General features: G+C 61.0%; 11 protein-coding genes. 6 read left to right on the top strand and 5 right to left on the bottom strand.

The features are described from left to right. On the top strand, nucleotides 1–261 hold a 261-nt coding region (locus ACIREA_RS13430; RefSeq protein ID WP_397382786.1), incomplete at its 5' end, for a hypothetical protein. A 3-nt stretch (nucleotides 262–264) separates the two neighbouring features. Here the strand turns inward: ACIREA_RS13430 and ACIREA_RS13425 are convergent. From ACIREA_RS13425 to ACIREA_RS13410, 4 genes are read right to left on the bottom strand one after another with little or no spacing between them, the layout of a single operon-like run. Continuing rightward, a complete protein-coding gene (locus ACIREA_RS13425; protein WP_397382785.1) occupies nucleotides 265–1,389 on the bottom strand; it encodes an AMP-binding protein in 1,125 nt (374 codons plus the stop codon). Continuing rightward, a complete protein-coding gene (locus tag ACIREA_RS13420) occupies nucleotides 1,374–2,339 on the bottom strand; it encodes a hypothetical protein (RefSeq protein ID WP_397382784.1) in 966 nt (321 codons plus the stop codon). Before ACIREA_RS13420 ends, ACIREA_RS13425 begins: the two co-directional genes overlap by 16 nt. Nucleotides 2,340–2,383: 44 nt before the next feature. Further along, the gene (gene menA, locus ACIREA_RS13415) at nucleotides 2,384–3,280 is read right to left on the bottom strand and encodes a 1,4-dihydroxy-2-naphthoate octaprenyltransferase (RefSeq protein ID WP_397382783.1); all 897 of its coding nucleotides are present in this window, start codon (nucleotides 3,278–3,280) and stop codon (nucleotides 2,384–2,386) included. Between the two features lie 42 nt (nucleotides 3,281–3,322). Next, nucleotides 3,323–6,079, bottom strand: a complete 2,757-nt coding sequence (locus ACIREA_RS13410; RefSeq protein WP_397382782.1) for a PVC-type heme-binding CxxCH protein — start codon at nucleotides 6,077–6,079, stop codon at nucleotides 3,323–3,325. A gap of 279 nt (nucleotides 6,080–6,358) precedes the next feature. On the opposite strand from ACIREA_RS13410, the gene ACIREA_RS13405 reads away from it, so the two are divergent. Further along, the gene (locus ACIREA_RS13405; protein WP_397382781.1) at nucleotides 6,359–7,156 is read left to right on the top strand and encodes an OBAP family protein; all 798 of its coding nucleotides are present in this window, start codon (nucleotides 6,359–6,361) and stop codon (nucleotides 7,154–7,156) included. A gap of 144 nt (nucleotides 7,157–7,300) precedes the next feature. Beyond that, entirely contained in the window at nucleotides 7,301–9,535 is a 2,235-nt protein-coding gene (locus ACIREA_RS13400) for a trypsin-like peptidase domain-containing protein (RefSeq protein WP_397382780.1), read from the top strand. 69 nt (nucleotides 9,536–9,604) lie between these two features. Here the strand turns inward: ACIREA_RS13400 and ACIREA_RS13395 are convergent, their stop codons facing one another. Continuing rightward, entirely contained in the window at nucleotides 9,605–10,447 is an 843-nt protein-coding gene (locus tag ACIREA_RS13395) for a class I SAM-dependent methyltransferase (protein ID WP_397382779.1), read from the bottom strand. Nucleotides 10,448–10,535: 88 nt separating this feature from the next. Here ACIREA_RS13395 and ACIREA_RS13390 point away from each other — a divergent pair, with 88 nt between their 5' ends. The 3 genes from ACIREA_RS13390 to ACIREA_RS13380 form a co-directional block, all read left to right on the top strand. After that, on the top strand, nucleotides 10,536–11,507 hold the full coding sequence (locus tag ACIREA_RS13390) for a L,D-transpeptidase (RefSeq protein ID WP_397382778.1): 972 nt from the start codon (nucleotides 10,536–10,538) through the stop codon (nucleotides 11,505–11,507). Nucleotides 11,508–11,516: 9 nt separating this feature from the next. Continuing rightward, entirely contained in the window at nucleotides 11,517–12,938 is a 1,422-nt protein-coding gene (locus ACIREA_RS13385) for a M81 family metallopeptidase (protein ID WP_397382777.1), read from the top strand. Between the two features lie 55 nt (nucleotides 12,939–12,993). Then, nucleotides 12,994–13,611: hypothetical protein (locus tag ACIREA_RS13380; RefSeq protein WP_397382776.1), on the top strand; the 618-nt coding region annotated here is incomplete at its 3' end.

Below are 13,611 nucleotides of genomic sequence, written 5' to 3'. Positions count from 1 at the left end.
AAGCTCACCCCGGAAGCCACAAAGCGGAAGCAGGAGACTCTGAAAGTCATCGTGCTCGGTCTCGTCCAGGAAAAAGACAAGGGCTACGTCCATGCCACCGTCCGCACTTCTCAGGAAACGCTGACCGACAAGATTGAGGAGCTCTTCCTCATCTCCTTCATCACCGATCCGGCCAATCCGAAAAACTACCTCATCTCCCCCGAGATGAAGGACCGCCCGGTCATCACCCCGCTGGATGGCTCGGCTCCAAAGGAAAACTGATCGTCACAGCAGCTCCCGCAGACCTGCCAGGAGCACTTTGCCCAGATCGCTGCGCGGTATCGCATGCAGCAAGCGGACATCTTGAATTTGCTCAAAAGGCCTCAACGTTTCGTTGAGGCCTTTTTGCATCTGCGCGGCTTCGCTCTCAGTCATGCCGCTCACGGCCAGCACCAAGCGGCTTTCTTTGCGAGCGTCTGCGACATCACAAACAGCGGCATCTGCCGAGATTGAGCCAAGTTTGAGCCGTAGTGCCTCGATGCGGTCCTGAATGGGGCCTAGAGCCACGAGCTCGCCGAGGATCTTCACCGTCCCTGCCTCGCGTCCGAGAAAGCGCAGTCGGCGTGTTCCCTCCGCTTCGATAATCTCCACCCGGTCGCGCGTGCGCAGACCCTCTGCCGGTATCGGCTCCCAGCGCCAGTGGCCTTCCTCGCAGATCGCATAGCCCTGCGCCAGCGCGGGACCGCTAATGGTGAGCACGCCCTCCGCATCCGTGTTCACCTGCCAGATCGGCAGCACCTCAAGCTCGGCGCCCGGGCGGGGCTGCGCCGCCACGCTGGAGCCAGTCTCCGTCATGGCATAGGTACGGTGTACCTGCCAGCCCAGGCCCATAGCCGCAGCCTCCAGCTCTGCATTCAAAGCCCCCCCGCCCACCAGCACCGCTCGCATGGTGGCCGGTGCCCTCAGTTCTGCCGCCACCAGATCAAAGATCTGCGTGGGCACCAGCGAGGCGAGCGTTGCGCCCACATTTTCACACTTCTGCACAAACGCCGCCGCATTCCATTTCCCTTCCAGCCGGGTGACGACACTGCCGCTGAGATGCGCGCGCGCCAGGATGCCAAAACCGCCCACATGGTGCGTGGGCAGCGCCAGCAGCCAGTGATCCCGCTCCGTAATGCCAAAGTGCTCATTCACCGCGCGTGCGGAAATCAGCAGCGCCTGCTTCGTCAGTCCCACCCATTTACGCGCACCCTCGGTCCCGCTCGTTTGAAAAAAGCACCAGTCCTTCGCCTTCAGCTCGCGCAGCGCCATTTCGGCCAAGCCCGCCCCTTCCACCGAGTGCTCGGAGACGCCCACCCACACGCTGCCGTCCGTCCAGAAATCGGGGTCGATATTCACAGCCGTCTCCATGGCAGCGCCTCCAGAACCTCGCCAAATCCCAGCCCGCCACCGCTGCGGTCCGCTGACAAATGGCCGCCATGAGATGTCACACGCTCAAAGAACTCATCCTTCTCAAACAGATGCTCCGTGCACAGCCCGCAGAAATCCAGCGCCTGCCCCTCGGACAGCGCCACCGCCGCTTCATACGCGGCAAACATCTGCCCCAGCGCATGATCCATCGCCGAAGTGAGCACCAGCGGATGCTGCGGATGCGTTTCCGCCACGATGCGCCAGTCACGCCGTGCTGGCTTCACCACCACCGCGTCAAAGCCCTGCGTGCCGTCCTTCCAGCCTTTGTCCAGAGCCAGCTTCACGCCCCACTTCTGCCGCACGGCCTCCCACGCCGCCGCATCATAAGGGAAGGGGTCCTCCACGAAATCCAGCGCACGGTACACCCGCAGCGGCATGAACTCGATGAACTTGCCAAACGTCAGCCGGTCCAGCACGCCGTTGAAATCCACGCGCAACCGCACGCCCTGCGTTTCAAACCGCTTCGCGCAGCCTTCGAGGAATCGCGTTGTTTCACCATAATTCGCAAACCCCTTCGCCTTGATCGCGGGCCAGCCTTCCGTCAGCACGCGCTCCATTTGCGCCTCGGTGTCCGTCGCAAAGCTCCACGAATAGTGACTGCGCGGGATCTCCAGCCCCTCAAACAAACTCACTCCCGCACGCCGCGCCGCACCGTCGATCTCCGCACAGCGCAGCGCCATCGCTGTCACCGGGGTCGTGACCCCTTCGCTGAGCAAACGCAGTTGCTCCTCCACCGGTGCATCCCCAAACTCCGGCCATGGATGCACACAGCCATAGCCGCCATCCACGCAGATCAGCGCTCCTGCAAACACCCGCCGCATCGACACCGCATTCAGCGCCACGCCGCTGCGCAGGAGGTACTCATGGACGTAGATGGGGGCGTCGGTCATTCAGGTATGAGTCTTCTACGTCATATACACCGCACCCGGCGTGTTCACCGCATCACATCCGCACTCTTCACAATCCCCCAGCACATGAGCCCCGCAAACAGCAGCAGTTGTCCCCCGCTCATCGCCAGCAGGCGGTTGTGCCCCCGGCTGGGTGGTTCAGCAATCACCCGCCAAGCCACGAACAAGCCAATCGGCAGTGTGATCAGCGGCAGTGTGAACGCTCGCGGCCAGCCCTGCTGAAACCAGTAAATCCCCGCCGCATGCGCCGCCACGATGAGTGCAACGATCTCCGCCCGCGCAAAGCCAACTCCGAAGCGCACGGCCAGCGTTTTCTTGCCGGTCTGCCCGTCCTCCGCGACATCGCGCAGATTGTTGATGGCGATCAAGACCGTGCTCAGGCAGCCGATTTGAAACCCCGCCACCACCGCTGCTTCATACCACTCCCCGGTTTGTACAAAGGCCGTGCCCGTCACCGCCACGAAGCCGAAGAACAAGATCACAAACAGCTCTCCCAGCCCGCGATACGCCAGCGGCACCGGCCCGCCTGTGTAGCCAAAGCAGAAATACAGCGATGGAATGCCGATGAACAGAATCGGCAGCCCCCTTGCCTCAAACAACGGCACCGCCAGCAGCGTCGCCACCGCCAGCATCAGCCACGCCGCAAACTTCACCGCTCCCGGTGAAGCCACGCCGCTGGCCGTGATGCGCTTGGGCCCGATGCGTGCCTGCGTGTCCGCCCCTTTGATCGAATCCAGCGCGTCATTGAAAAAGTTCGTCGCGATCTGCAGCGCCCCGCAGCTCCCCAGCGTGCAGAAGGCCAGCCACCAGTCGAAGTGTCCCGAAATCTTCGCCCCCAGCGCACACCCCACCACCACAGGCGCGATGGCCGCTCCCAGTGTTTTCGGGCGTGCAGCGGCGATCCAGTCGAAGAAGTGAGGCATGCAATAAGAATGACGAATGGCTGCGCTATCGCAAACGCTTCGTCACTTCGGCATTTCTACCTGCCCGTTCGACATCAGATAGGCGATCAGATTTTTCACATTCTCATCTCCCAGTGCCGCCAGTAGTCCTTCTGGCATCAGTGAAATCGGAAGCTGCGCCTGCTTCACGATCTGCGTGCGTTCAATGGTGATCCTCTCGGCCGGCGTCTGCACCGTCAGCGTACGCTCGGTCTGCTCGGGGATGACGCCGGTGATGGTGCGGCCATCCTTCAGATTGAGCACACTCACGCGGAAATCCGCAGGCACCACGGCACTGGGGTCCAGGATGTTTTCAAGCAGGTACTTCAGGTTGTGGCGGTCGCTGCCCGTTAGCTCTGGGCCGATGGCACCGCCCTGTCCATAGAGTTTGTGGCAGGCGCTGCACGCCGCCATGAAGATCATGCGGCCTTTGGCGGGATCCGCCTTCGCCACCACGTCCGGCTTCAGCAGGCCCTCCCATTTTGCAAACTCAGCCTTCTTGGCCTCCGGTGTGTCGCGAATCTCGCCCCAGGCTTCGGTGAGCAGGGTATTGAGTGATTCATCACCTAGGCTGCGGATCTGCCGCGCCTGGAAAGGGGAGATCGCCGTCGCTGGCACCTTCTTCGCCTTGATCGCTTCCAGCAGCGCCTTCGCGTAGCTCGGGCGTGAGGTCAGCGTCGCCACCGTCGCGGCCTGCTGCTCTTCGCTGCGGCCGGGCCAGGGATTCAGCATCGCCTTCGGAATGTTCGGATCGTCATACGCCGCCAGTGCGTTACGGGCCACCGTGCCCAGCACCTTGTCATTGATCTGCGCACGAATCACGGCCAGCAGCTCCGGCTTGGCTGTGCGTGTCACACTCTTAAAGGCGTTAAGCCGCGCATTCGCATCGCCCTCGACATTCTTCACGATGGCAATGAGCTCGTCTGAGGCGCGGCCGCTGCCGAAGACGACAGAGAGATCACGCGTCAATTTAATGGTCCGCTCACTGCCGTCGCCGATCAGTGAACGCTCAAGTTCGCTGTCCCAGTGTTTGGGCTTCTTGGCGCTGCTGAAGCCCTCCAGACCTGCGGCAAGGCCTTCCAGAATATCGGTGAGCACGTTGTCACTTTTTGCCGTCAGCATCATCGCCACCAGCGCATCCACCGCTTCCGGCTTCGCCTCGATCATTTCTGCAATGCGCCGCGCCACCAGACGGCGTACGGTGGGCAGCTTCGCTTCCTTGATCAACTCCACGCCCTTGAGCGGATCTGCCGCCACGGCAGTCTCGATGCCATACCAGATCATGAGCGGCTGCTGGCGGTCGTTCGTGTCTTCTTCGTGCTTGGCCAGAGCGGTGGCAATTGGCCAGCGTTCTTCAAGCGGCAGCCGCTGCATGTCAGAGGCCGTTTGAAGTCTCACGAGGCCGACTTTGCTGCTGGCATCTGCCAGCCCGCGCAGGGCACGCGGTGCAGGCCCGGCACCTTTTTCAAACTGCTGCTGCAGCTCCGTGCGGGCCCACCAGTTGTTGCTGTCAGAACGCTCGCCCTTCTTGGACTCCCCGTAAACGATCTTATAAATGCGTCCGCTCGTCCGGTGCACGCCGTCGTTGTCATGACACTCGCCGCTGTCGCTCCAGTCGGACACGATGACATTGCCATCGGGGCAGGTGAGGAGGTCGATCCCGCGGAACCACTTGTCCTTGGCCTGCATGAAGTCCGGCGCGTGCTTGCCCACGTAGCCGCAGCCTTCGAGCTCCAGCTTGTCCATGTTGATGCGGTTGCCGTGCAGGTTGCAGCTCAGCATGGCGCCCTGGTATTCCTTCGGCCAGACTCCGCCCTGGTAGATGAGCATGCCCACATGCGCATGCCCGCCGCCGAGTTCCGAGGTCTTCGGGCTGGCTCCGCCTTTGCGGATGGCGTCCCACTTTTCTGCGCCCGTGTCCCAGTGGAAGTGATCCGCCGTCTGCTCGATGATCTCATACACATGCGGATTGAGATGCGTGCCAAACATGCGGCGGTAGTAAGCGCCGGGGATCACATGCCAGAGGTGGCCGATCACCGTGTTGATCATGAACAAATCGCCATTGGCATTCCAGTCATGGCCCCAGGAGTTCGTGCCGCCATGGGCCACGGTTTCCAAAACCTTCAGCGTGGGGTGGTAGCGCCAGATGGCACAGTTCATCTTGATGCGCTTGTCCGCAGGCGTGCCCGGCGCACCCACGCTCGAAGTGTCGGTGATGCCGTGGCGGCCATACAGCCAGCCATCCGGACCCCAGCGCAGACCATTGACGATGTTGTGTCCGATGGTCTTCACATTGAATCCGTCCAGCAGCACCTCCGGCTCGCCATCCGGCACATCGTCACCGTTTTTATCGGCGATGAAGCTCAGCGTGCCATTGTGCAGCACCCACACGCCGCCGTATCCAGTTTCCACGCTCGTCAGATAGCTGCCTCCCTCCCAGAAGACCTTCCGGCCGTCATGCTTGCCGTCGCCGTCCTTGTCTTCCAGGATGATGATCCGGTCCCGCAGCTTGGTGTCCCAGCGCATGGGGTTCTCCGCAAAGGTGTAGTTTTCCGCCACCCAGAGACGGCCCTTCTTGTCCCAGCTCATCGCAATCGGCTGCTGCACATCCGGCTCGGCGGCAAACACCACGCACTTGAAGCCCTTCGGCAGTTCCATCGTCCGCGCCACCTCCTCGGCCGGCATGGGGTCGCCCTTCTCGGTGTTAAAGGGTTTCGGAAACTCTTCTGCATACACAGACGTGAAGAGGGCTAGACAGGAAAGAAGCGTGGTCGGGCGCATGGGAGTTCTTTGAATCGGTGAAGACTAAATCGCAAACAGGAAGACAAAGCTGGCAGGAAAAGTGGAAACCTGAAAGTTGAAGGTAGGGCATGGGTGCCATACCACGATCCTCACGCATGAGCATCACTTTCCAGAGATTTCCGGCTTCCACATGGCGATGAGCGGCGATGATCTGTGATGCGTGGGAACTGGACGTGGGGGCTGCCTTTTTTCGAAGTCATGCTGCTTTGAAGCGAGATTGGTACGTCCGCTCCTTTTGAGCCCTCCGAATAGGATGTGATGAAAACACGCCCCGCCCTTTGGACTGCTTGTGCTGTTGGTTTTGCCGCGATCGTCCTGGCACAACAACCGGCCGACATGCCTCAACCTGGAAGCAAAGAACATGACCACACGACACCTGGAGGCAAGAAGACAACGAAGACGAAGGTGTTGGAAGCAGGCGCGGAACTACTGCAGAGCGAAGGGCCTGTCAGTGCCATCCACGCCCACGTCTGCGGCTTTCACTTTTACGCCGATGACATGAAGCGCCAGGTGCGGGCTCATCACTATTGCTCCCACAAGAACGAAGATGTTTTACAGTGCGTGATTTATGATTCTCACCACAAGAACGCCCGACTCATCGGGATTGAATACATCATCTCGGAAGACCTGTTTAAAAAGCTGCCGGAAGAGGAAAAACAACTGTGGCACTCGCACAAGTATGAAGTGATGAGCGGCCAGCTCGCCGCTCCGGGCGTCCCTGCCTTGGCAGAAAATGAGCTGATGCAAAAGCTCGTCACCACTTACGGAAAAACGTGGCATACGTGGCAGATTGACCGCGGCGATACTTTGCCTCTGGGCCTGCCAAAGCTGATGATGGGCTTCACGGCCGATGGCCAAGGGGATCAATCCATGGTGGCGCAACGGGATAAAGATTTCGGGATAGATTCGAACAAGATAAAAGCAGATCGTGCCGAAAAAATCAAGGCTGGCACCATCGCTGAAGGGGCCGACGCCTGGCAAAAAGGAGATGCTTTCCAAATTAGCGATGAGTTGTTAAAGCCGCCTGCAAAGGCCGGTAATAATGCCAAAAAGTAAGGCCAAAATTCGCAGGACAAGGAAAGAATTCCGCTGGCGATGAATGACTCGGGAGATTCCCGGCATCCCTGTGGCGATGAGAGACGCTGATCTCTGGTGCACGTAAAAGCTCGCGTGGCGCGTTTCCTGCATGAAACTTCCGCCATGCGCACCGTCTTCTTTCTCCTCCTCACCAGCCTGCTGATCGGGCAGGCAGACGCGGCCCCGCGAGCAAAGGCAGCGTCCAATCCTGCCCCCAAACCCACGGCGCCCGCCCGCACCGCCACCGAGCTGGCCGCCTCCATCCGCCCCTCGCTGGTCAAAATCACCCAGCTTGGCCGCGAGGGCACTGACGGTATTGGTTCCGGCTTCATCGTCAGCGAGGACGGCCTCATTGCCACGAATCTGCACGTCATCGGCGAGGCCCGCCGCCTGCAGGTGGAGATGCACGACGGCAAAACCCACGATGTCACCGTCGTCCAGGCCAGCGACAGTCATCACGATCTCGCCTTGATCAAGATCGACGCCAAAGGCCTCACCACCCTGCCGTTGGGAGATTCCAGCAAAGCCCGCCAGGGCGATCCCATCGTCGCCATGGGCGCGCCGGAAGGTCTGGCTTTCAGCATCGTGCAGGGCGTGCTCTCCGCCACCCGCGACATCGACGGCCTGGAGATGCTGCAGGTCGCCGTGCCAATCGAGAAAGGCAACAGCGGCGGCCCCTTGCTGGACATGCAGGGAAACGTGCTGGGGCTGCTCACATTGAAGTCTCTCAAGACCGAAAACCTCGGCTTCGCCATGCCGGTGAACGACCTCAAAACCCTCATCGAAAAACCGAACCCCGTGCCCATGTCCCGCTGGCTGACCATCGGCGCGCTGAATCCCAAGCAGTGGCAGACCTTTCTGGGCGCACAGTGGACGCAGCATGCCGGCGTCATCCGCTCTGAGTTCCCCGGCGCAGGTTTCGGCGGTCGCGCGCTCTGCCTTTCCACGCAAAAGGTCCCTGAGGGCACCTTTGAGACCTCGGTGACGGTGCGGCTCGATGACGAATCTGGTGCTGCGGGCCTTACTTTTTGCTCGGATGGCGCGGAAAAGCATTACGGCTTCTATGCCTCGGGCGGCAAGCTGCGCCTCACTCGCTTCAACGGTCCCGATGTCTATTCCTGGACCATCCTCGCCGATGTCCCCAGCGATGCCTACAAAGCCGGGGAGTGGAACACCCTGCGTGTTCGCGTCGAGCCTGAGCGCCTGGTCTGCTTTGTGAACGGCAAACAAGTCATCGAGAGCGACGACACCGGCCTGCGCAGCGGCTCCGCCGGGCTGTGCAAATTCAGGACGACCGTGGCGGATTTTCGCAATTTCCGCGTCGGCACCGATCTCGCTGAAAAACCCCTGCAGCCCGAGGTCGCCTCCCAGCTCCGCTCCAAGGTGGAGGAATACATCGCCGCCGCAGCCACCGCCGACAAAACTCTGGACGGCCTGCTGGAAAACCCCGCAGCCGCCCGCCGCGTGCTGGTGGAGCAGCGCCGCAAGCTCGAAGAAGAAGCCGCCAAGCTGCGCGAACTCGAGCACGAGCTGCACCGCCGCGCCATGACCAAGGAAATCCTCGCCGAACTCGCCAAACCCGAGCCGGAGATCAACCTGCTGCGCTGCGCCCTGCTGCTGGCGCGTCACGACAATCCGGAAATCGACATCTCCACCTACTTGAACAGCTTCAATGCCATGGTGCTCGATCTCAAAGACGATCCCGAAATCACCAAAGGAACCATCCCCGCCGTGAAACGCCTCAGCCGCTACCTCTTTGAAGAGAACGGTTTCCACGGCAGCCGCGGCGACTACGGCAGCCGCTCCAACAGCTACCTCAATGAAGTCCTCGATGACCGCGAAGGCCTGCCCATCACCCTGAGCGTGCTCTACGTCGAGCTGGCCTCCGAACTCGGCGTGCAGGGCGTGTTTGGCGTGCCGCTCCCCGGCAAATTCATGGTGGGCTATCGCGACGGCCCCGAAGGCGAACTCCAGCTCGTGGATGTCTTTGAGCATGGCAAGCTCGTCACCGTGGAGCAGGCGGCGCTGGACCTCACCGAAGATGGCCATTTCCCCGAGGGCGCCCTCTCTCCCACCACCAAGCAGGCCATCCTCCTGCGCATGCTGCGCAATCTCATGAGCAGCGTCTTCGATGACAGCCGCTCCCTGCGCGAATCCCTCCCGTATTTGAACCTACTCCTCGCCATCGATCCCCAGTCCGCCGCCGAACGCCTCACCCGCGCCCAGATGCGTCAGCGCCTCGGTGAAAAGGCCGGTGCCCGCGAGGACGTCACCTGGCTGATCGACAACTTCCCGAATGATGGCCCTCCCGAACTCATGCAGCAGCTCGACCGCTGGTTGCAGTCGCTGCGGGAGTAAAGTTGTCCAGTTGCGCCGCAACTGGTCTGGTCCGGAATCCTCCAGTTGCAGCGCAACTGGTCAACTTTCTCACCCCTTAAACCCCGCTAGCCGCACACCAAACAGCCACCGAAACGGCGGCTTGAGTGCGATCGCTTTGCGCAGGCCATGGGGCAGCAAGTCCAGCAGCTTCTCGCAGATCACCGCCGGCCATGTTGGCAGCAGCATGAATTTACCGCGCCCGCCGAAAATGATGCGTGTTTTGGCAAAGCCAACCTGCCGGAAGAGCGCCGAAAGATCACCCACCGTATACTCCTTGAGGTGGAAACCGATCGCCTCACGGTCATAGAAGCAGCTGATGTCGTGCGGCCCGGTGAGTCGGCTGGGGGTGATGCAAAGGTAGACGCCACCGGGGGCCAGCGCGGCATGCAGGTGACGCAGCTGCTCCACCGCATCCTCGGGGTGCAGGTGCTCCATCAACTGGTTGCTGTAGGCCACGTTCACACTGCCCGGTGCCACGGGAATGGTGCTGCCGTCAGACAAGACCAGCCGCAGATTCTCCGGCAGCACGCGTTTGCGGGTGATTTCATCGGACACATCCACCGCCAGCACTTGGGCGACTTGGGCCGCCACCGTTTTGGCCAGCTCACAATCTCCGGGCCCGACTTCGAGAAACACCGTTTTCGGCGTCAAAAAGGGCGTCAGGATCTCCATCTTCTCCGCCACATCGGCCGCCAGCCGTTCAGGGGAGGACTTGTTCGTATGCTGCGGGTGCTGCGGCACACGTTTGAAAAGCTCGTCATAGACTTCGGAGTAGAGCGTGCGCCGCTGTTCCTTGGTCGCATTTCGCAGCCGGTCTGCGAGTTCGCGCTCCACTTCGTAGTGCTGGCGGAGTTGTTCCGGGGTGCGGGAATCGGTGACGGTGACGGGCATGGATGCCGAAAAGCTAAGCGCCATATCCGTTTCAGGCAAGGATTCGCACTCTCTTGCTCATTGCCGAAGGCGAATTAGCATGGAGGCGATGCTGAAACACCTCCTTCTGCTCTGCCTTTTTGCGCTTGCGGCCCACGCTCAGGATCTGGGACCCGCCAAGGACGACCCTTCCGTGCCCAAGGATCGCGACACCATCCTGCGCATCCAGATCTTCCTCGACAAAAACCTCTTCGGCCCCGGCAAGCTGGATGGAGCAATCGGTGAGTTCACCTACAAGGCGGTGGTGAACTACAACTTCGCGCACGGTCACAAGGATCTCTACAACTGGGCGCGCATTCAGGCGGCAGCGGAAGCCGAAGTGCCCATCATCTTCGCCGCGTTCAAGATTCAGCCCATCCTGACCCGCTACGTGACCGCTGACCTGCCCGAGGACTACGAAAAGGCGTCGGTTTATCCCTTCATGGCCTACCGCAGCATGCTTGAGCTCATCGCCGAGCGCTTCCACACGGATGAGTCCTTCGTGGCCGCCATCAATCCCAAGAAGAACATGGCCGCGCTCAAGCCCGGAGACATCATCGTGGTGCCCAACGTGAAGTCCTTCCGCATCGAGGACATCAAGCCCATGCAGGGCTTCAAAACGGATGCGACCCTCAGCAGCCACACCATCGTGGTGGACACCACGGAGCGCATGGCCGCCATCTACAGCGACAAGGAGATGATGCTGGCCGCATTCCCCATCACCCCCGGCAAGCCGCAGTTCATCCCGGTTGGCACCTGGAAAGTGGTGACCATGATGGCCACGCCCACCTTCCGCTACGACAAGCAGTTCCTCGAAGAGGGCGTGCGCGGGGAGGAGGCCTTCCAGATTCCACCCGGGCCGAACAGCCCCATCGGCGTCATTTGGTGCGGCCTGAGCAAATCGGGCATCGGCCTGCACGGCACCGCCATGCCGCGCACCATTGGCCGCACGCGCAGCGCCGGCTGCGTCCGCTTTGCCAACTGGGACGCCATTCGACTTCCGCAACTCATCCGGCCAGGAACGCGCGTCATTGTGCGTTAATCTTCCACCATGCGCATCCTCATCGCCGGTCTCTTCCACGAGACCCACACATTTCTCGACGGCCTCACCCCGCTCTCTGATTTCCAAATCCGGCGCGGAGAGGAACTCTGGGCCAGCAAGGGCGACTCCTCACCGCTCGGAGGCGTCCTTGAATTAGCGGACGAATTCGGCTGGCAGATGATTCCAACCGCTGACTACCGTGCGCAGCCTTCCGTCACCGTGGCGGATGACGTCATCGAGCAGTTCTGGAATGACATCGCCCCCGCTGCTGCCAAAGCCGACTACGACGCCATCTACCTCGTGCTGCATGGTGCCATGGTCTCCCAAACCCTCCTCGATGTGGAAGGCGAGATCCTCCGCCGACTGCGCACCCTCACCACGGTTCCTATTTTTGGTGTCTTCGATCTGCACGCCAATTTCTCCCCGCAGATGGCCGCGCTGGCTGACTGTTTGGTAGGTTACCGCGAAAATCCGCATACTGACGCACGCGAGGCCGGATTGATCGCTGCGCGCCTGCTGAACCGCTGCCTCACCTCGGGCCAGCGTCCGCACATGCAGCTCCTGCAGCCCGGCATAAACTGGCCGCCCACCGGGACCGGTACGGCGAATGATCCCATGCTGACGCTGGAAACGATGGCTCGGCAGTTTGAAAGCGAGAGCGATTCGCTCTGGGCCATGAACATTGTCGCAGGCTTCAGCTTTGCCGACACGCCGGACACCGGTGTCAGCTTTGTCGCCTGCACCACGGCGGATGCAACGCAGCCGTTGGAAGCGCTTAGCAAGCGTGCGCATGAACTCAGTCACCTCGGCCAGATCACCGATCCGTCTGCGGATGAAGTTCTCGAACAACTCAAGCCGCTGCCTGCAGGCCTGACCGTGCTTGTGGAGCCCTCAGACAACATCGGTGGCGGTGCCCCCGGAGACTGCACCGGGCTGCTGCGTGCGCTCATTCGCCATGGCATTCCGAATGCTGCCACCTGCATCAACGATCCGCAGTCCGTGAGCGAGATTGAAGCCGGGGCGCGCAAAATTGCACTCGGTGGCAAAGGCAGTCGTCTGGATGCAGGCCCGTTCGAACTCGAAGTCGAACTCGTGGCCTTGAACGACGGACGCTTTGAACTCGAAGACAAAAACAGCCATCTCGCCAGCATGTGCGGCGATGCCTTCGACATGGGCCGTTGCGCCGTGGTCCGGCATGCGGGCCTTACCATCCTCATTACCAGTGTGAAGACCCCACCTTTTGATCTCGGCCAGTGGCACAGCCAGGGCATCGCAGTGGAAAATCTCTCGGTGGTCGCCGTCAAGGCCGCCGTGGCTCATCGCCGTGCATATGACAAGATCGCCGCCCGCATGCTGTGGGTGGATACGCCGGGACCTTGCAGCAGCAACTTGCAGGCGCTGCCGTATAGGCATTTGCAGCGCGGTCGATAAATTCATCCCAAGAGGATCTTCAGTGCAGCGTCATGCGGTGTGATTCCACGCCGCCATGAACACGAACGATCCCCATCAGCCGACTGCGTATCAAGTGCCACCCGGCTGGGAGCGGTTTCAGCCACCACCTGTTGCTGAACCCATCTTGCAGGCGGTCATGGTGGAAGATGCGGCACCACTACCGCAGGTGCGCACTTCAATGTGGCTGCGCTGCTGGCGACAGATCGGCGGTGGTTCGCTTTTGCTCAGCATTGCGGTGCATTGCGGTTTGTTGCTGCTGGCTGGGGTGATCATCGTCGGTACGCAGATCGCCAAGAAGGAAGTGGACTTCATTCCGGCGGGGCAGACTCAGGCGAGTGTGAAGGCTTCGCAAGATTTGGAACATCGAGTCAGCATGAGGCAGATGAGTGCCATGGTGCGCAAGGTGCCGCAGACTCGAATTGGTGTGGAAGGGCCAAAGGATGTTTCACTGCCGGAGGGCGAAGTCATGGTGCTGCCGGAGGTGGGGCAGGGTGGGGTTTTTGGCAATGTGTTGATGGTCAGTAGTATAGGTGGTGGTCCTGGCCTGGGTGGAACGGCGTCACCTGCCCAAATATCCAAGCTTCCGCATCTGTTTGGGGGGCGCTGTTCGGTTCAGAGCCGGTTGGAGAAATTGAGGGAAAATGGGGGGACT

The organism is Prosthecobacter sp., from assembly GCF_044373815.1.
In the GTDB taxonomy this organism is placed as follows: domain Bacteria; phylum Verrucomicrobiota; class Verrucomicrobiia; order Verrucomicrobiales; family Verrucomicrobiaceae; genus Prosthecobacter.
The sequence above is the reverse complement of the archived record's forward strand: the minus strand, read 5'-3'. Positions and strand labels throughout refer to the sequence as shown.